The sequence below is a fragment of the Microbacterium sp. SORGH_AS_0421 genome (assembly GCF_030818635.1).
In the GTDB taxonomy this organism is placed as follows: domain Bacteria; phylum Actinomycetota; class Actinomycetes; order Actinomycetales; family Microbacteriaceae; genus Microbacterium.
In genome coordinates this window covers 306,666-325,245 of record NZ_JAUTAO010000001.1, presented here as the reverse complement: position 1 = coordinate 325,245, position 18,580 = coordinate 306,666, and the positions used below count along the sequence as shown (strand labels likewise).

Below are 18,580 nucleotides of genomic sequence, written 5' to 3'. Positions count from 1 at the left end.
GCCGTCGTCGTGAAGGAAACTGCGGTCAGCTCCGCAGGGTGCCGCGCACCTCGGCCGCCTCGCCGTGGCGGCCGAGCGCCTCGAGGGCGTCGCCGAGGTCGATGGCGATCGCCTGACGCAGCTGCTCCTGGCCGGCGGCGTGCTCGTGAGCCGAACGCAGTACCGCGGCGGCCTCCTCCGTGCGCTCCGCATCCCGCAGGATCCGGGCAGCGAGGAGTTCGGACGCGCCCGCCTGCGGGACGCCCCCGGCGGCGAGGAACCCGTCGGCGGCCTGGAGCGCATTCGCGACGGCGTCGTCGGTTCGCCCGGTGCCGGCGAGGATCCGCGCGCGCGTGTCGAGGAGGTCGGCCACGAGCCACTCCGCCTCGTCGGTCCGACCGATCTCGAGCGCCTCGTCGAGGACTGCGATCGCGTCGTCGTCCCCCCGATGTGCCTTGGCCTGCGCGAGGGAATGGAGGGCGTCGGCGAGCATGCCGCGGTTGTCGGGGTCGGTTCGAGCAGCCGCGACCGCCGTCGTGAGAGTGTCGACCGCTTCGTCCCCGCCGCCGAGCCGGCCGAGCAGGTGCGCGCGCGCCACGAGTGCCGATGCGCGGCGAGCCGGTTCCCCGGCCTCGACGTGCAGGTCGGCCGTGATCTCCCACGCACGCAGGGCGTTGTCCCATTCCTCGGCCTGTTCGAAGGCCCGCGCGAGCAGCCCCACCGTGATGGCTCGTGATCCCGGTGCCTCGTTTGCCGCTGTCTCCCGTTCGAGCACGTCGTCGATCACCTCGATGGCCTCGTGGGCCGCGCCGGCGGCCACGAGGGCACGGCCGAGACCGTAGAGCAGTCCGGTCGTCGGCTCGCCCGTCGTCTCGAGGCGTTGCAGGGCGACTCGGTAGCCGGCGACGGCCCGGTCGTTCTCGCCCGCGCGTTCCGCGAGCTGCGCGCCCAGCGACATCGCGCTCGCGACGACATGATCGTCGGCGTCCCACGCCAGGAGCAGCCGCGTAGCCTCGTCGGCGTCGTCGGCTCCCTGAAGGGGCTCGCCCAGCGCGTCGCGGATCGTCGCCCGATCCATCAGCAGGCGCACGCGTCGTCCGGGAGCGACCGCGTCCTGGGACAGCAGCGCGTCGAGCGACTCGAGCGCGCCCTCCGGGTCGTCCGCCGCCCGCCGCACGTCCGCTTCGAGGTGTGCCAGAGCGTGGGCCCGCTCGACATCGCCCTCCGCCGCGTACAGCTCCCGGGCGCGACGGCTCGCGTCGAGGGCCTCGTCGAGCCGCCGTTCGACGAGGTGGCGGTAGGCGACGATCGTCAACAGGTGGGCCGTCAGATCGGCGGGGGCGTCGGGGTGGGTGTCGAGAGCCCGGTGCGCTGCGTCGTCGTCGACACCGAACAGGGCGAGGCCGAACTCGGCCTCGATGCTGGCGCGGGCGTCTCGCCCCATCGCGCGCAGAGCCTCTTCTCGCGCCGTGAGCACGGCTGCGGCGTCGTCGAGGCGGTCCTCGGCGACGAGCGCGCGCAACAGCGCGAAGGTCAGGGGCACGCGATCGGCGGCCTCGGCGTCGTCGAGCACATCGGCGAGGGCGTCGATCGCGCTCGGGGTGCCGACGGCGGCGAGCACCTGGGCGCGCTCGATGCGTTCGGCGAGATTGCGCTCGCGAGGGACGGTGGCCGCAGCGGAGAAACCCGACGACGACAGCGGCACGTCGTAGTGCTCCTGCGCGAGCGCGCGCGTGCGCTCCAGCCTGCGCGCGTGCGCGTCGGTGCCGTTGCGGCGATCGAACGCCGCCGCGATCTCGTCGGCGCGCGCCCAGCACAGGGAGGCGAGCTCGGATGCCGTCAGCATGTGCCCGCGCCCATCGAGCAGCGGCGCGAGCTCCGCGGCATCCGAGCCTCGTACGGGGGTGCCGCCGTGGCCGGCGCGGGTCACGGCGTCCAGAGCCAGCGCGAAAGCGGCCAAGGCCTCCTGGTGCGCCTCGGCGTTCAGGCCATCGTGAGCCAGCCACCGCAGGTGCTTTTCGACGAGGGTCAGGGCGCGCGCCTCGTTGCCGGTCAGGGCGCAGAACACGACGTTGTCGGCGATGATCGTGAGGTTGTCGGGGTTCTCCCTCGCCAGACGGTAGCTGCGCAGATGGAACGCGCGGGCCTGATCGAGGCGGCCCGCCCGCAACAGCGGGAGAAGGGCCAGAGCGAGAGCGCGCTCGGGCTCCTCTCCGCAGGTGAAGCCGCCCTCGACCATCTCCTCGACCAGGCGGATGGCCTCGTCCTCTCGACCTGTCTCGGCGAAGAACCCGGCGAACTGGCTGCGGACGCAGGCGTCGCAGTGGCTGTAGTCGTCACGCGGTGTCGCCTCGAGGCGTTCGCGCAGCGCGGCGGCCTCGTCGATGCGCCCGGCCGCCCACGCGTCCTCGAATCGCGCCATCACCGCACCGCTCATGCCCACACCGGCGCGGTGGTAGTGCTCTTCCATGTCATCGAGGACGGCGTCGATCTGCTCGCTCGAGAACTCCGGCGAGCCGCGCAGGGCGCCGGCCATCCACTTGTACTGCCAGAGCAGGTCGCCGGCCGGCTCCAGCTCGGCGGGGAAGCGCTCGGGATCCGCGTCGTGCTGCGCGAGGCACCACGCGAAAGACGTGAGCATGAGATCGGTGTCGCCGATCATGTTGGCGCTCGAGGTCTGACGCAGGCGCGCTTCGTACTCGAGGCGCGCGTCACCGCTGTCCTGCGCGCGGGCCACCGCCTCGGCGACGAGGGCTCGCTCCCGGGGGGCCCCACGGCGTCCGGTCGATCTCGTCGAACAGGGCACGGATGCTCTCGGCGGCGGCGGTCATGCGGGTCCTTTCGTCGTGGGGTCGGAAGAAGAGGCGGCGAGTTCGACCAGATCGGCCAGGGCCGACGACATCAGCGCCCGGTCGCCGCCTCCGAGGGGGTGGTGGCCGGCGAGCAGCGCCTGGACGTAGAGCAGCTGCACGCCCGCCGTGAAGGCGCGCCCCTCCGGGGCGTGTGCGAGGCGTTGCACGGTCGGGTTCGTCCAGTTCAGGCACAGGCGAGAGGCGGGCGGGTCCTGCGCGTGGTCGCGCCCGCGCGCGCCGGCCCGCTCGGCACGGTCGAGGACCCCCGCCCACAGCGAGCCTCCCGCGCTGCGCGCGCGACCGCGGTCGAGCGCGCGCAGCACGTCGGGGTCGGCGACGAACAGTGCTGGTGCTTCCCCGCGCTCGAAGGAGCGCGTCACCACGTCGACGGTGCCCAGGGCGTCGCGAGCGCGCTCCTCGAGCGCGAGAGCGAGCGTGCGCTGGTCCCACGGCGCAGGGGCGAGGCGATCGATCTCGTCCACGACGTCGACGGCTTCGACGCGGACGTCCGGGAACACCTCGGGCAGCAGCCGGATGAGTTCGTCGTCGTACAGGTAGCCGCCGTTGACGAGGACCGAACCGGTCGATGCGACGCTCGCGACCTGTCGGAACGCCTCGACGGTCTCGGTGAACCGCACGGGGGAGGAGCGCCCGACGAGGTCGTCGATACGAAGACGCCCGACGTTCGTCTCGACCGAGAGCCAGGGCACGATGAACCGGGCCAGTTCGTCGTCGTGTCGGACCAGCGACTTCAACGCCACTTCGTGGACGCTCACGACCTGCGCGAGGCGGAGGGGGTCGCTGAGGGCGAGATCGAGGATCCACCGGCGAATGGCATCCCCCAGCTCGGTCCGGGTCTGCTCGAGCGCGTCGTCCGCCACGAGCGCCTCACGGCTCGCCGTGGGGTGCAGTCCCGCCGAGTCGATCACCGCGCGCACGAAGAACGCCCAGTCCGGCAGGAGGTCGTCGGCGCGTTCGGTGAGCAGCATGCGCTGCAGGTACACCCGGGTGCTCTGGCGAGCGGTGGATGCCGGGGCGAACGGCAGCACGAAGGCCAGGCCGCGAGTCTGAGTGGCGGGGACCGAGAGCGGGATGATCGCGAGCGGTTCCGCGCCCAGCAGCTCGCGCCCGTAGGCGGCCTGCTCCTCCCGGTCATCGCCGAGGAACGGGGGAGCCGCGGTGATGGTCGTCTCGCCGCCGGCGGGAAGGTCGACGCTCACCGAGATCGGGAGGTACCGCCCGAAGGTCTCGGCGAGCTCGACGACGGTGGCGGTGCTCAGCAGCGCCCGGCTGTCACTGCGCGAGCGCAGGTGCACGCTCGTGCCCACCGGGGTGTCCTCGGGGCCCGGGCCGACCTCGAAGGTCCCGTCCGTGTACCCCCTCCACTGCACGGGCGCGGTGCCGCGAGCACTGCGGGAGCGGATGACGATGTCGTCGCACACCATGAAGCACGAGAGCATGCCGATGCCGAACTGCCCGAGGAAGTCGGAGCGCGGCAGATCGAACACGTCGCGCTTGGAGCTGCGGCCCACCGTTCCGAGCAGGTCGGCCACCTCGTCGGGCGTCAGCCCCACCCCGTCGTCGCGGAGGACGAACTCGTCGGACGAGGCGCTGATCGGGGTGATCCGAACGCGACCGCCGCCGCCGTCGACCTCTCGTCGGGCGGCGATCGCGTCGACGGCGTTCTGCAGGAGCTCGCGCAGGAACACGCGGGGACCGGAGTAGATGTGGCGGCTCAACAGGTCGATGACGCCGCGCAGATCGACCTGGAACTGCTGGGCGGGCGCGTGCGAACTCATCGGGGTGCTCCTGAACTCTCGCCGGTCGCCGATGTGTCGGGGGCCAGGATGGCGACCGTCTTCCAGCCTATCCATGAGCCCTCGGCGACGGCCGCACGGGGGCTCCGTTCGTCGGCGGTGCGCCCGATGCCGTACACTTGCAGTGCAGTCGAAATCTGCATTCTTTCGCCATGCCCCCGGGCGTGCGGCATCCCTCCTCGAGGAATTCCGGGCGGAAGCGCGTCGATTTCGCATCCTGGATCCCGCGGGATCTTAGGGCGGTAGCTCAATTGGCAGAGCAGCGGTCTCCAAAACCGCAGGTTGCAGGTTCGATTCCTGTCCGCCCTGCGCACAGCGCACGCTGGCACAGACACAGACCTAGGTGGTTCGATGACGCAGGACGAGGCGAAGGGCGAGATCGTCGCCGAGCGCGGCGCGCCCCGCGAGAAGAAGCTCAACTTCTTCGCGCGGATCGCCCTGTTTATTCGTCAGGTCTTCGCGGAACTGCGCAAGGTCGTCACGCCGACGCGGCAGGAGCTCTTCAAGTTCACCGCCGTCGTCCTCGGGTTCGTCGTCGTCATGATGGCGATCGTCTACGGCCTCGACGTGTTGTTCGTGTGGATCACCACCGCCGTCTTCGGCGTCCCCGGTACCGCCGGCGCCTGACCGGCGTCTGGGCGGACGCGCGGCCCCACGAGCGGCCGCCTCTGAACGGAAGAGATCACAGTGTCTGAAAGATATGTCGACGACGCCGACTGGGCGACGGCCGCTGAGCAGTCCAGCGAGGACGACGAAGCCCAGGAGGGCAACGTGCTCGCGTCTCAGGAGCGTGCCTCCGACTCGGCCGAGCACACCGCGGTCCACATCGTCGATGACGAGACCGACACCGACGACGCCGACCTCGGCGACATCGACATCACCGACCCGGAGGCGGACGCGATCGTGAACGACGCTCTCGAGATCGACGAGACCAGCGAGGCCGAAGCCGCCGCCGAGGTCCTGAACGACTCCCTCGCGGAGGAGCAGGCGGAAGAGGCCGCCGAAGCCGCTGACGAGGTCACCCCCTACGACGGTCCCGACGTGAACGGAGAGCCCGACGCTCCCGTCCTCGACGAGGACTTCGTCGACGAGGTCTCCGCCGCTGCGGGCGAGGTCGACGCGGCCGAGGCCGCCGAGTCGCCCGCCGATGCCGCCAGCGACGTCGACGGCATCGATGTCGATGTCGACGCCGACGAGGACGCCGACCCGTACGAGGCGTTCCGCGCCGAGCTGCGTTCGCTCCCCGGTAAGTGGTTCGTCATCCACTCCTACGCCGGGTTCGAGCGCAAGGTGAAGGCCAACATCGAGCAGCGCAAGTCGACGCTCGAGGTCGAGGACGACATCTACCAGGTCGAGGTCCCCATGGAGGACGTCGTCGAGATCAAGAACGGCCAGCGCAAGATGGTCAACCGCGTGCGCATCCCCGGCTACGTGCTGGTGCGCATGGACCTCAACGAAGACACCTGGTCGGTCGTTCGCCACACCCCCGGTGTCACCGGCTTCGTGGGCAACGCCCACAACCCGACCCCGCTGCGCTTCGAAGAGGCCTTCAACATGCTGAAGAGCCTCGTCGAGGTCAAGGAGGCCGCCCCCGTCAAGGGCGCCGCCGCCAAGGGCTCGGCCACCACGGCTCGCGTCATCCCCGCCGAGGTCGACTTCGAGACCGGCGAGACGATCACCATCAAGGAAGGCTCGTTCGCGGGTCTGCCCGGCACGATCAGCGAGATCAAGCCCGAGAGCGGCAAGCTCACGGTGCTCGTGTCGCTCTTCGAGCGCGAGACCCCGGTCGAGCTGTCGTTCGATCAGGTCACCAAGATGATCTGACGCCCCCGCGTCTTCGCGAACGCCCCGCTCGGCTCGGTCCGGCGGGGCGTTCGCCGTCTCCGGCGCCGCGCTGCGCGGTGCTGTGCCGCGCTGCGCTGCGCCGTGCCGCGCTGCGCCGTGCCGCGCTGTGCCGTACCGCGCCGCGCCGGCGCGGGCACCTCGGCGGGTGGGCGGGCGGAGCCCTGGTTCCCACGCAGAAACGCTCTGCGCGCGCATAAACGCGTGGTCATCGCGTTTCTGCGCGCGGATCGCGTTTGCGCGGATCACTTCGAGCGGACATTCCTGCCCACCGACGCCAGCGCGGCCACCTCGGCGCGGCGCACCTGTCGCAGTCCCGCTGCCGTCAGGGCGTTTCGCAGCGCAGTCACCCCCACTGCGCCTGGGTAGTCCCATCGAGCGATCTGCCACCCCTCTCGGCGGAGCGCGTCCTCGCGTCGCTTCTCCGCACGGACTGCCTCGGCTGCTGCGACGGGATCCTCCCCGCCGTACTTCAGCCACCCGTCGCACTCGCCGATGATGTTCTGCTCCGGCCAGCAGAAGTCTGATCGGAATATCCGTCCATCGACGTCGTGCTCGACCTGCAGCCCGGGCGAGGGAAAGCCGCACCACTCGATGACCGCGCGGCTGATCGACTCCGCCGGGGACTCGGCCAGCGGCGTGGCATGGGTCAGCGCCCATCGCATGCGCCGTGCTCCGTACGCGTTGCGCTGCAGAGCAGCGCGCTCGAGTAACCGCTCGCTCTCGAGGCCGAAAGCTCGTAACGCCGCGTCGGCGACCGCGACGCCGAACGCGGGAGGCAGCGCACGGCAGAGATCGATGACCACGTCTTCGACCGCGGTGAGGCCGATGCCGACGACCGTGCATGTGGGACGCGTATCGAGGCTGGTGTGTACGGTGACGTCGCCGTACCTGACCGACTTCGCGCGGCGTGCGTCGAAGATGTGGATGGTGCGGGGGTGACCGAAGATGGGGAGCCCGAGCAGCGCCGCAGCCGATTCGTGCGAGAAGACGGCATCCGGTCGCGTCAGTGCGAAGGCGTGGACCCGGGCGAGATAGCGATCCCACGGTGGTAGTGCGTCCCACGCGGCGCGGACGGCGTAGATGCCGGTTCGCACGCGCACCAGGGATTCGTCGCGCCAGAGCGGTGGTCCGGGCCGTGGCGTGTCCGAGGTGAACATCAAGGGAGTCGGTGACGCGCGCAGCGTGCGGGGAACGGCATCCATTCGGCGAGGGTGCCAGGTTCGCGGACAGCATGTGTGCGAGCTGTGGACAACCCCCGTGCGACCCCGGTGTAGGCGGGGCCGTGCGGGGGTCGGGGGCACCGTGATCGCCGCGGGGTGCGGGCGCAGGGTCACGCACGCGCATAAACACCGTTGGCGCGCAGAAACGCGCGGTCATCGTGTTTCTGCGCGCGGATCGCGTTTATGCGTGGTGCCGGCACCGGTGCTGCCACCGGTGCTGGTGCTGCCGCTGGTACTGGCGTTGGCGTTGGCGCTGGTGCTGGTGCTGCCACCGGTGTTGGTGTTGGTGTTGGTGTTGGTGTTGGTGTTGGTGTTGGTGTTGGTGTTGGTGTTGGTGTTGGTGCTGGTGCTGGTGCTGGTGCTGGTGCTGGTGCTGGCACTGGTGCTGGCGCTGCCGCTTGCGGTGGTCGTGGGCGGAAGTTGGCGCGCAGGTCGAGGGGGAGCGGGCCCGGGCGGGCGACCCGCTCGCAGAAACGCTCGCAGCCCGCAGAAACGCGCGGTCATCGTGTTTCTGCGGGCGGATCGCGTTTCTGCGTGCCGGGAGGCGAGTGCGCGGGCGTGGCGCGGGTGCGCGCAGGCGGGCGGGGGCGAGGCGGGATCCGCTCGGGGGGCGTGGCGCGGTGCGAGGCGAGGACGGGAAGAGCCGCGGATGCCGAAACGCCCGGCGTCGCGTACAATGGCAAGGTTGCGTGCGTCAGTGCGCTACGACCGCTGCCCGGAACCGCCGGGCGTGCGGGAGAGAGGGAGCCGCGAGGCCCCCGCTCGAGAGAGGAAAAGGATATGGCACCCAAGAAAAAGGTGACCGGCCTGATCAAGCTCCAGATCAAGGCAGGCGCGGCCAACCCCGCACCGCCGATCGGTCCGGCGCTCGGTCAGCACGGCGTCAACATCATGGAGTTCTGCAAGGCCTACAACGCGGCGACCGAGGCCCAGCGCGGCAACGTCATCCCCGTTGAGATCACGGTCTACGAAGACCGCAGCTTCACCTTCATCCTGAAGACCCCGCCGGCGGCGGAGCTCATCAAGAAGGCGGCTGGACTGGCCAAGGGTTCGTCCACGCCCCACACGGTCAAGGTGGGCAAGCTCACCAAGGACCAGGTTCGCGAGATCGCCACCACGAAGCAGCCCGACCTGAACGCGAACGACATCGAGGCCGCCTCGAAGATCATCGCCGGCACCGCCCGTTCCATGGGCATCACGGTCGAGGACTGAGGGAGATAACAATGGCTACCAAGTCCAAGGCATTCCGCGCCGCAGCTGAGAAGATCGCGGCCGACACGTTCTACACCCCGACCGAGGCCGTCGCCCTCGCGAAGGAGACCGGCTCGAAGAAGTTCGACTCGACCGTCGAGGTCGCGCTGAAGCTCTCGGTCGACCCCCGTAAGGCAGACCAGATGGTCCGCGGCACGGTCATCCTCCCCCACGGCACGGGTAAGACCGCGCGCGTCATCGTCTTCGCCAACGGCCCCGCGGCCGAGGCGGCTCTGGCCGCCGGCGCCGACGAGGTCGGTGGCACCGAGCTCATCGAGAAGGTCGCGGCCGGCTACACGTCGTTCGACGCCGCCGTCTCGACGCCCGAGCTCATGGGCCAGGTCGGTCGCCTCGGTAAGGTCCTCGGACCCCGCGGCCTCATGCCGAACCCCAAGACCGGCACCGTGACCCCCAACCCGGCCAAGGCCGTCGAGGAGATCAAGGGCGGAAAGATCGAGTTCCGCGTCGACAAGCACGCCAACGTGCACTTCGTCGTCGGCAAGGCATCGTTCTCGGCCGAGCAGCTCGACGAGAACCTCAAGGCCGCTCTCGAGGAGATCGTCCGCCTCAAGCCCTCGAGCTCGAAGGGTCGTTACATCCAGAAGGGCGCCGTCTCGACCACCTTCGGTCCCGGCATCCCGCTGGACGTCAACGTCATCGTCTGACATCCGTCACCGAAAGCCCCGCCGCGCCTCGTGCCGGCGGGGCTTTCGCGTTCCCGAGGCGTGTCGCGGGTGCACGATCGTGCAATACGGCGTCATGCGGGAAGACGTACGTGCCCGCGCGTGTTCTGCTGGAGGGTACGCCTGCACCGCGTACCCCCCCACCACTCACCCATGTCAGGAACAGCTATGCCCCGTCGCCGTTTGACCGTCCTCGCCGCCACCCTGGGCCTGAGCGCCCTCGCGCTGACCGCCTGCAGCGGCGGCTCCACCGCGGCCGACCCCGACGCGGGATCCGGCCTCGGCCTCGTCTCGGGCGGCACGCTGACGGTGGCGACCGAGGGCACCTACCGCCCCTTCTCGTACCACGAGGGCGCGGGCGAGCTCACCGGATTCGACGTCGAGATCGCGAAGGCCGTCGCCGACAAGCTCGGTCTGCAGGTGAAGTTCCAGGAGACCCAGTGGGACGCCATCTTCGCGGGCCTGGATGCCGGTCGCTTCGACGTCATCGCCAACCAGGTCTCGATCAACCCCGAGCGCCAGGAGAAGTACGCCTTCAGCTCGCCGTACACCGTCTCTCGCGGCGTCATCGTGACGACCGACAGCGACAACGCCATCTCGAGCTTCGCCGACCTGTCGGGCAAGACCACCGCCCAGTCGCTCACGAGCAACTGGTACGAGCTCGCGACCTCGAGCAGCGCCCAGGTCGAGGCCGTCGAGGGCTGGGCACAGGCGGTCGCCCTGCTCAAGCAGGGGCGTGTGGACGCCACGGTCAACGACCAGCTCACCTACCTCGATTACGAGAAGACCAACAGCCCCACCGGCCTGAAGATCGCCGCGACCACGGAGGACTCCTCCGAGAGCGCGTTCGCTTTCAAGAAGGGTCAGGACAAGCTGGCGGATGCCGTGGACGGAGCTCTCGACGAACTCCGCGCCGACGGAACTCTCGCCTCGATCAGCGACAAGTACTTCGGCGCCGACGTCACGAAGTAACCAGCTGGTGTAAACCCCCGCGGATCATCCGCCTCCCCGCTCTAACGTGGGGGGCGGATGATCCGCTCGCGTGTGAGGAAGGAGGCTCATGAACGACATCTGGACCCTGCTCGTCGATTCGTTCTGGCCGATGGTTCTGGCCGGAATCACCGGTACGATCCCGCTGTCCCTGGCCTCGTTCGCGATCGGTCTCGTGATCGCGCTGGCGATGGCGCTGTTGCGGCTGTCGCGGAACGTGCTGCTGTCGGGCGTCGCCCGGTTCTACATCTCGATCATCCGCGGAACGCCTCTGCTGGTGCAGCTGTTCGTGATCTTCTACGGTCTGCCGTCGCTGGGACTGACGATCGATCCCTTCCCCGCAGCCGTCATCGCGTTCTCGCTGAACGTCGGCGGGTACGCGGCAGAGGTCATCCGTGCGGCGATCCTGTCGGTTCCTCGCGGGCAGTGGGAGGCGGCGCACACGGTGGGGCTCTCTCCCCGCAAGACGCTGACCCGCATCATCCTTCCTCAGGCGGCTCGCGTCTCGGTGCCGCCGCTGTCGAACACGTTCATCTCGCTCGTGAAGGACAGCTCGCTGGCATCCCTCATCCTCGTGACCGAGCTGTTCCGCCAGGCACAGGCCATCGCGGCCTTCTCGTACGAGTTCATGGCGGTGTATCTCGAGGCCGCGCTCATCTACTGGCTGTTCTGCCTCGTGCTGTCGTTCGGCCAGAACGCCCTGGAAAAGAGGCTGGACCGCCATGTCGCCCACTGACGCCGCTCCGCTGCTCGCCGTCTCGGGACTGCAGAAGAATTTCGGCACCAATCGCGTCCTCGACGGTGTCGACCTCGAGGTACGTCGCGGCGACGTGCTCGTGCTGATCGGTCCCTCCGGGTCGGGCAAGACCACGGTGCTGCGCTGCCTGAACGGCCTCGAGACCCCGGATGCCGGGGTGGTGGCGTTCGACGGGGGTCCGGTCGTGGACTTCTCGCAGAAGGTCTCGAAGGCCGACCGTGTCGGGCTGCGCGATCGCTCGGCGATGGTGTTCCAGCATCACAATCTCTTCCCTCATCTCACCGTCCTCCAGAACGTCGTCGAGGGGCCGATCCAGGCGCACGGCGTCCCTCGAGCCGAGGCCGTCGCTCGTGCCGAGACCCTGCTCGCCCGCGTCGGGCTGTCGGAGAAGCGCGACGCGTATCCGTCCGAGCTCTCCGGCGGCCAACAGCAGCGTGTGGGCATCGTCCGTGCGCTGGCCCTGCAGCCGGCGCTCCTGCTGTTCGACGAGCCGACCAGCGCGCTCGACCCCGAGCTCGTGGGCGAGGTGCTCACCGTCTTGCGCGAGCTCGCGAACGAGGGCTGGACGATGGTGATCGTCACGCACGAGCTCGGCTTCGCGCGCGAGGTCGCCGACGAGGTGCTGTTCTTCGACGAGGGGGTCATCGTCGAGCGCGGTGCGCCGTCCGAGCTGTTGCGTCAGCCGAAGAAGGAGCGCACTCGGCGCTTCCTCGACCGTCTGCTGCGCCCGCTCGACGGCCCCGACCCCTCGGACACCCCGACGTAGCCCCACGCGCAGTAGCGTCGAGGCATGGGCCGCCTCGAGGATCTGTTCGGCATCGATGTCCCGATCGTGCTCGGCCCCTTCGGCGGGCTCTCCTCCGTCGCCCTGACGGCGGCGGTGAGCACGGGCGGCGGGCTCGGCTCGTTCGGCCTCTACGGCTACACGCCCGAGCGCATCCTCGACACGGTGTCGCAGCTGCGCGGCGCCACCGCGCGACCGGTGGCCGTGAACCTCTGGCTGCCGCGCGGCGACGAGGTGAGCCCCGCCGACCTGGACGTGCAGCCGTTCCTCGATGCGGCGGCGCCGCTCTTCGCCGCAGCGGGTGTCGAGGTCCCCGCCCCGCCGGCGGCGTTCCTCCCGTCCGTCGCCGACCAGCTCGGCGCCGTGCTCGAGGCCCGGCCCGAGGTGCTGAGCGTCGTCTTCGGGATCCCGGATGCCGCTACCCTCGCCGCCGCGAGAGGCCGCGGCATCCGTGTGATCGGCACCGCCACCTCGGTCGCCGAGGCCGTCGCGCTCGAGGCGGCGGGGGTCGACGCCGTCGTCGCCACCGGATCGGAGGCCGGCGGGCATCGGGTGTCGTTCCTCCGCGAAGCGTCGGCGTCGCTCGTCGGGACCTTCGCTCTCGTGCCGCAGGTCGTCGATGCCGTCGGCATCCCGGTCATCGCCGCGGGTGGGATCGCCGACCGGCGCGGGGTGGCGGCCGCCCTGGCTCTCGGGGCCGACGGTGTGCAGGTCGGAACGGCGTTCCTGCGCACCCGCCAGTCGGCGGCGACCGGGGACCACCGCGACGCCATCGCGCGATCGGTCGACACCGAGACCGTGCTCACCCGAGCCATGAGCGGGCGGCTGGCACGCGGCATCCCGAATCGTGCGATGCGCGAGCTCGAGGCCGCGGGGATGATCGCCCCGTTCCCGGCGCAGAACTGGCTGACCGGGGTGTTCCGTGCCGCCGCGACGGCGAACGGCGACGGCGAGCTGGTGTCGCTGTGGGCGGGTCAGGCGGCGGCGCTGTCTCGTCTCGACGACGCCGCCGAGGTGCTCGACGAGTTGAAGGCCGGTCTCCCGACCTGACTCAGGCGGTGGCTCGGATCTCGAATCCGGAGGCGGACTCCCCGGTCCCCTCGACGACGTCGACATCGTCGACGCGGGCACCGGCCGGGCCGTCGTGCGCCCAGGCGATCACGCCCTCGACCGCATCGGGGTCCCCTGCGAGGAACGCCTCCACCGACCCGTCGAGGCGGTTGCGTACCCAGCCGTCGACGCCGAGGCGCTGGGCCTCGGCCTGCATCGTGTAGCGGAAGCCGACGCCCTGGACGCGGCCGCTCACCGTCATCGTCACCGTTCGCATCGGGCCATTCTTGCGGACGACGGGACGCGGGGTCGTGGGTCAGTGCGGCAGCACGAGCGAAAGGGCGATCGCGAACATCACCACGGCGATGATCCCGTCGAGCAGGCGCCACGCGCGCGGGGTATCGAGCCAGCGGCCGAGGAAGCGTGCGCCGTAGCCGAGGGCCGAGAACCACAACAGGCTCGCCGCGCACGCGCCCGTCGCGAACGCCCAGCGTCCGTCGCCGTGCGTCGAGGCCACCGACCCGAGGAGGAACACCGTGTCGAGGTACACGTGCGGATTGAGCCAGGTGAGGGCCAGACACGTCAGTACCGTCGCCGCGAGCGTCGTGCGTGCCGGACGGGTCTGCACCGTCGTGGTCCCGGCGAGCGGTGCGGGCGAGGATCCCGAGGCGTCGAGGTGCAGCGTCGCGCCGCTCGGGCGCAGGGCGCGGCGCGCGGCGAGCAAACCGTAGCCGACGAGGAACGCCGCCCCCGCCCACCTCACGACGACGATGAGCCACGGCACCGCCTGCAGGACCAGACCGATACCGGATACCCCGAGCAGGATCAGGACCGCGTCCGATAGCGCGCAGACCGCCACGACGGCCAGCAGATGCTCACGGCGCACGCCCTGACGCAGAACGAAGAGGTTCTGCGCGCCGATGGCGACGATCAGGGAGAAGCCGAGGCCGAGACCGGCGAGGAGGGAGGGGAGCACGAACTCGACGTTAGGGGGTGGTCGAGGCGTAGACCAGCTCAGGATTCTGGCGCACCATTAGCATTCCTTCATGTCGATCCCGCTCGATCTCGCTCGCACCCTCGCCGTCGTCGTCGACGAGGGAACCCTCGATGCCGCCTCCCGTCGCCTGCACATCACACCGTCCGCGGTGAGCCAGCGCATCCGGGCGCTCGAGGATCAGCTCGGCCGCGTCGTGCTCGTGCGCAGCAAGCCCGTCAGCGCCACAGAAGCCGGCGACGCCGTGGTGCGCCTGGCGCGTCAGCTCGCTCTGCTCGAACACGACGCGCTCGCCGCGATCGGGGCGGAGGGCGGGACGGTGGCATCCGTCCCTCTCGCCGTGAACGCGGACTCGCTCGCGACGTGGTTCCTGCCTCCTCTGGCCCGGGTCGCGCAGCGCCGGGCCGTCGTCTTCGACCTCCATCGCGACGATCAGGACTTCACGGCGGGACTGCTCGAATCCGGGACGGTGATGGCCGCCGTCACCTCGCGCGAGGCCCCGGTGGCCGGGTGCCGCGTGCGCCGTCTCGGCGTCCTCCGGTACGAGGCGGTGGCGACCGCCTCGTTCGCCGATCGATGGTTCGCCGACGGGGTCGATGCCGAAGCGCTCGGCTCAGCGCCGGTGGTCGACTTCGACCGGCGCGACGACTTGCAGACCCAGTGGCTGACGCGCCGCGGGGTGGCCGCAGCGGCTCCGCCGCGGCATCGGGTTCCGGCCTCCCAGGACTTTGCCACGGCCGTCGCACTGGGTCTGGGGTGGGGATTGCTCCCGGGGTTCCAATCGGCCGAAGCCCTGCGCGCGGGGGAGCTCGTGCGCCTCGGCGACGATCCGATCGATGTTCCCCTCTACTGGCAGCAGTGGAACCTCACCTCGCCGCTGCTCGATGAGGTCGCCGACGAGATCGTCGACGAGGGGCGCCGGATGCTGGCGGTCGGTTGAGGTCAGTCGTCGCTGACGCTCAGCACGATCTTTCCTCGCGTGTGCCCGCGCTCGAGCGCGGTGTGCGCGGCGGCGGCGTCGTCGAGTTCGAAGACGTGCTCGACGTACACGCGCACGGCTCCCGACTCGAGCAGCCGGGTGATCGTGGCGAGAGCTCCGCCGTCGGGGATCGTCTTGTAATCGGTGGAGCGGATGCCGCGCTCCGCGGCGGCCTCGCGGAAGCCGGGCCACGCCCCGGTGGGCACCTCGATGAGCAATCCCCCCGGGCGCAGCACCTCGAGCGAGCGCGTGCCGGTGTCGTCGGAGACGTTGCCGATGAGGTCGATGACCACATCGACGTCGGACACCACCTCTTCGAACCGGGTCGAGGTGTAGTCGACCACCTCGGCGGCGCCGAGCTCGCGAAGCCACTCCAGGTTGCGGGGAGATCCGGTCGCGATCACGTGAGCGCCGAAGTACGCGGCGAACTGCACCGCGAAGTGCCCGACACCCCCGCTGCCCGCGTGCACGAGGATGCGCTGGCCCTGATGCGCGAGGGCCGTCTCGACCACGATTCCCCAGGCCGTGAGGGCCGCCACGGGTACGCCGGCCGCCTCGACATGCGACAGAGACGAAGGCTTGCGGGCGAGGGAGAGGGTCGGCACGACGACGTATTCGGCGTACGAGCCGCTCGTGCGCGGCACGGTGGCCATGCCGTAGACCTCGGTGCCGACGGGGAACGGGTGCGCGTCGAAGGGCGCCCGTACGACGACGCCGCTCACGTCGAGACCGAGCACGGCCGGCCACGCCGAGATGGCGCCGGAGAGGCCGCGCCCCGCACGCGTCTTCGCGTCGATCGGGTTGACGCCCGCGGCGACCACCCGCACGAGCACCTCGCTCAGCACGGGAGTGGGAACCTCGACGTCGGCGAGGTGCAGGACGTCGGCGTCTCCGGGGCCGTCGAACACCACCGCCCGCATCGTGTCCGGCACCGGGGGAGCGGGCTGAAGGGCGGTCTCGGGACGCGTCGATCGGAATCTCATCGGGCGCTCACTCTCACTGCGGTCGGTCCGCGGCGACCTCGCCGCGATCCCCTCAGTCAACCCCGCCATTGTCTCGGCGGTGTTACGCCTCGGTCACCGTGTCGCGAAGCCCGCTCCTGCCCGGCCCCGGGGAGCGATCAGTCGCGGGCGGGGACTTCGCCGACGGCCAGAGCGTGCAGCAGCGTCGACAGATGGCGGATGTCGTCGATGGTCCAATCGGCGATCGCATCGAACAGGCGGCTCTCGTGCGGAGCACGTGCCTCCGCGAGGCGCGCGTGGCCCACCTCGGTGACGGCGATCAGCCGTGAGCGGCGGTCGTTCGGATCGGGCGTCCGCGTGACCAGGCCGAGATCTTCGAGCTCGGTGATCGAGCGGCTGAGAAAGCCCTTGTCGGCGGCCAGCCGCTCGGCCAGGGCCGACAGGGTCAGCGGGCCGAAGCGGCTCACCACCGAGAGGGCCTTGAACGTCGCCGGCAGCATTCCCGGACTCACGCGTTCCGCCGCCTCGGAGACGAAGCGGCGGAATACGGTCATGAGTTCCGAGAACGACGACTCCAGGGCCTGCACGGCCACGCGGCGTTCGTCGTCCTGTTCGCTCGTCACGTCAGCCATCCTCTCCCATCTCGGCCGCTCGGCGTGCGCGGCGCGGGGAGCCGGCATCCTGTGTCGGGATGGTACCGGTGGCCGAGAGCGTGGCCATGGCCTCGGGAACGGACACGGTGGCGAAGTCGGCCTCGCTCGCCGCGACGCGCTCGGAGGTCGTCATGCGGGTCAGCGGGCGGTTGGGCAGGAACAGGATCGCGATGAGGCTCACCACCGCGACGGGCACGGCAATGAGGAACGAGTGGGCGATCGACTGCGCATAGATGTCCTCGACGATCACGCGGACGCTCTCGGGGAGGGTCGACACCTGCGGGATGGCTCCCGACTGCAGGCTCTGCGCGACCGAGGCCCCATCGGCGCCGAGGCCGATGATGGCGGCCTTGAGGTCGGCCGCGCGGTCGGTGAACAGGCTCGTCGCCATGCTCGCGAGAGCGGCACCCATCACCGAGACGCCGATCGTGCCGCCCAGGCTGCGGAAGAACGTCACGCCCGAACTCGCCGCGCCCATCTGCGTGGGGTTGGCGGTGTTCTGCACCACGAGGACGAGGTTCTGCATCGTCATGCCGACACCGGCGCCGAGCAGCGCCATGTAGATCGAGACGAGGGTGAAGTTCGTGTCGTAGTGGATGGTCGACAGCAGGAAGGAACCCGCGATCAACAGCACGCCACCGGCGATGAGGAACGGCTTCCAGCGACCGAAGCGCGAGATCAGGGCGCCGACGACGATCGACGAGACGAGCAGGCCGCCGATCATCGGGATCGTCATGACGCCCGCCTCGGTCGGCGTGGCGCCGCGGGCCATCTGCATGTACTGGCTGAGGAACACCGAGGTGCCGAACATCGCGAGTCCTGTGGCGATCGAGGCGATCGTGGCGAGGGTGAACGTCGCGTCGCGGAACAGGGTGAGCGGCACGAGGGGTTCGGAGGAGCGCAGCTCGACCACGACGAACAGGATCGCGGCGAGGACCGCGCCGCCGACCATGAGCAGCGTCTCGGTGCTGGCCCACTCGAAGGTGCTGCCGGCGTTGGTGACCCAGATGAGCAGCAACGACACGGCGGCCGAGAGCAGGACGATGCCGACGTAGTCGATCTTCACCGCGCGCTTCGCCCGTGCCGGAAGGTGCAGCGTGCGCTGCTGGATCAGCAGGGCTGCGACGGCGAAGGGGAGGGCGACGAAGAAGTTCCAGCGCCAGCCGAACGCGTCGGTGATGACACCGCCGAGCAGAGGGCCGCCGACGGTGGCGACGGCCATGACCGCGCCGAACAGGCCCATGTAGCGACCGCGCTCGCGGGGGCTGATGATGTCGGCCATGATCACCTGGCTGAGGGCGGCGAGGCCGCCGGCGCCGAGACCCTGGACCGCGCGGAAGGCGATCAGCATGTTCGTGTCCTGCGAGAAGCCGGCGGCCGCCGTCGCGAGCACGAAGATGGCGATGGCGATCTGGATGAGCACCTTGCGGTTGAACAGGTCGGCCAGCTTGCCCCAGATGGGGGTCGAGATCGCGGTGGTGAGCAGGGTCGCGGTGATGACCCAGGTGTAGGCGTTCTGGTCGCCGGACAGATCGTGCACGATGACGGGCAGCGAGGTCGAGACGACGGTCGAGGCGAGCATCGACACGAAGGTGCCGAGCAAGAGGCCGATCAGAGCCGGCAGGACGCGCCGCTGTGCGGGCGCGTCGGAAGAAGTTGCTGTCATGCGGGAACTCCACGAAAGGGGGACGGATGCCGCGACGACACTGGCGCGATTGGTTGACTGATGTCAACGATACGCCTATTGCTTGACTTCCGTCAACT

At 70.1% G+C, this 18,580-nt stretch carries 18 protein-coding genes and 1 tRNA gene; 10 read left to right on the top strand and 9 right to left on the bottom strand.

Annotated features, from left to right (window positions below; translation table 11 throughout):
* Positions 1–25 precede the first annotated feature (25 nt).
* A complete protein-coding gene (locus tag QE416_RS01600) occupies positions 26–2,716 on the bottom strand; it encodes a hypothetical protein (protein WP_307312992.1) in 2,691 nt (896 codons plus the stop codon).
* 90 nt (positions 2,717–2,806) lie between these two features.
* Positions 2,807–4,630, bottom strand: a complete 1,824-nt coding sequence (locus QE416_RS01595; RefSeq protein ID WP_307312991.1) for an HSP90 family protein — start codon at positions 4,628–4,630, stop codon at positions 2,807–2,809.
* A gap of 254 nt (positions 4,631–4,884) precedes the next feature.
* Here QE416_RS01595 and QE416_RS01590 point away from each other — a divergent pair.
* From QE416_RS01590 to nusG, 3 genes are all read left to right on the top strand, one after another.
* Positions 4,885–4,957 (top strand) — tRNA-Trp (locus QE416_RS01590).
* A gap of 42 nt (positions 4,958–4,999) precedes the next feature.
* Positions 5,000–5,275 (top strand): preprotein translocase subunit SecE, encoded by a 276-nt coding sequence (gene secE, locus QE416_RS01585; protein ID WP_210073325.1) that lies wholly within the window; start codon positions 5,000–5,002, stop codon positions 5,273–5,275.
* Between the two features lie 60 nt (positions 5,276–5,335).
* Entirely contained in the window at positions 5,336–6,472 is a 1,137-nt protein-coding gene (gene nusG, locus QE416_RS01580) for a transcription termination/antitermination protein NusG (protein ID WP_307312988.1), read from the top strand.
* A 263-nt stretch (positions 6,473–6,735) separates the two neighbouring features.
* Here the strand turns inward: nusG and QE416_RS01575 are convergent, their stop codons facing one another.
* Together QE416_RS01575 and QE416_RS01570 are read right to left on the bottom strand one after the other, a co-directional pair.
* Entirely contained in the window at positions 6,736–7,695 is a 960-nt protein-coding gene (locus tag QE416_RS01575; RefSeq protein WP_307312986.1) for a hypothetical protein, read from the bottom strand.
* Positions 7,696–7,866: 171 nt separating this feature from the next.
* Positions 7,867–8,217, bottom strand: a complete 351-nt coding sequence (locus QE416_RS01570) for a hypothetical protein (RefSeq protein WP_307312984.1) — start codon at positions 8,215–8,217, stop codon at positions 7,867–7,869.
* 276 nt (positions 8,218–8,493) lie between these two features.
* Between QE416_RS01570 and rplK the strand changes: the two genes are divergently transcribed.
* The 6 genes from rplK (at position 8,494) to QE416_RS01540 (ending at position 13,228) form a co-directional block, all read left to right on the top strand.
* Positions 8,494–8,925 carry a 50S ribosomal protein L11 gene (rplK, locus tag QE416_RS01565; RefSeq protein WP_013585556.1) on the top strand — a complete coding sequence of 144 codons (432 nt, stop codon included), beginning with the start codon at positions 8,494–8,496 and terminating at the stop codon, positions 8,923–8,925.
* Positions 8,926–8,936: 11 nt separating this feature from the next.
* A complete protein-coding gene (gene rplA, locus QE416_RS01560) occupies positions 8,937–9,629 on the top strand; it encodes a 50S ribosomal protein L1 (RefSeq protein WP_094734955.1) in 693 nt (230 codons plus the stop codon).
* 186 nt (positions 9,630–9,815) lie between these two features.
* On the top strand, positions 9,816–10,619 hold the full coding sequence (locus tag QE416_RS01555; RefSeq protein ID WP_307312982.1) for an amino acid ABC transporter substrate-binding protein: 804 nt from the start codon (positions 9,816–9,818) through the stop codon (positions 10,617–10,619).
* Between the two features lie 88 nt (positions 10,620–10,707).
* Positions 10,708–11,373: an amino acid ABC transporter permease gene (locus tag QE416_RS01550; protein WP_307312980.1), complete on the top strand. Its 666-nt coding sequence runs from the start codon at positions 10,708–10,710 to the stop codon at positions 11,371–11,373.
* Positions 11,360–12,160, top strand: coding sequence for an amino acid ABC transporter ATP-binding protein (locus tag QE416_RS01545; RefSeq protein WP_307312978.1), 801 nt, complete (start codon positions 11,360–11,362; stop codon positions 12,158–12,160). The genes QE416_RS01550 and QE416_RS01545 overlap by 14 nt, the downstream gene beginning before the upstream one ends.
* A gap of 24 nt (positions 12,161–12,184) precedes the next feature.
* On the top strand, positions 12,185–13,228 hold the full coding sequence (locus QE416_RS01540) for a nitronate monooxygenase family protein (protein ID WP_307312976.1): 1,044 nt from the start codon (positions 12,185–12,187) through the stop codon (positions 13,226–13,228).
* Position 13,229: 1 nt separating this feature from the next.
* Here QE416_RS01540 and QE416_RS01535 read toward each other — a convergent pair whose 3' ends face one another.
* Positions 13,230–13,505: an acylphosphatase gene (locus QE416_RS01535; RefSeq protein ID WP_267787885.1), complete on the bottom strand. Its 276-nt coding sequence runs from the start codon at positions 13,503–13,505 to the stop codon at positions 13,230–13,232.
* 39 nt (positions 13,506–13,544) lie between these two features.
* Positions 13,545–14,204 carry a LysE/ArgO family amino acid transporter gene (locus tag QE416_RS01530; protein WP_307312974.1) on the bottom strand — a complete coding sequence of 220 codons (660 nt, stop codon included), beginning with the start codon at positions 14,202–14,204 and terminating at the stop codon, positions 13,545–13,547.
* 70 nt (positions 14,205–14,274) lie between these two features.
* Between QE416_RS01530 and QE416_RS01525 the strand changes: the two genes are divergently transcribed.
* Positions 14,275–15,162: a LysR family transcriptional regulator ArgP gene (locus QE416_RS01525; RefSeq protein ID WP_307312972.1), complete on the top strand. Its 888-nt coding sequence runs from the start codon at positions 14,275–14,277 to the stop codon at positions 15,160–15,162.
* Between the two features lie 2 nt (positions 15,163–15,164).
* On the opposite strand, the gene QE416_RS01520 is transcribed toward QE416_RS01525, so the two are convergent.
* From QE416_RS01520 to QE416_RS01510, 3 genes are all read right to left on the bottom strand, one after another.
* The gene (locus tag QE416_RS01520; RefSeq protein ID WP_373458830.1) at positions 15,165–16,184 is read right to left on the bottom strand and encodes an NADP-dependent oxidoreductase; all 1,020 of its coding nucleotides are present in this window, start codon (positions 16,182–16,184) and stop codon (positions 15,165–15,167) included.
* Positions 16,185–16,321: 137 nt separating this feature from the next.
* Positions 16,322–16,795 carry a MarR family winged helix-turn-helix transcriptional regulator gene (locus tag QE416_RS01515; RefSeq protein ID WP_267787878.1) on the bottom strand — a complete coding sequence of 158 codons (474 nt, stop codon included), beginning with the start codon at positions 16,793–16,795 and terminating at the stop codon, positions 16,322–16,324.
* A complete protein-coding gene (locus QE416_RS01510; RefSeq protein WP_267787876.1) occupies positions 16,788–18,482 on the bottom strand; it encodes an MDR family MFS transporter in 1,695 nt (564 codons plus the stop codon). Before QE416_RS01510 ends, QE416_RS01515 begins: the two co-directional genes overlap by 8 nt.
* Positions 18,483–18,580 lie beyond the last annotated feature (98 nt).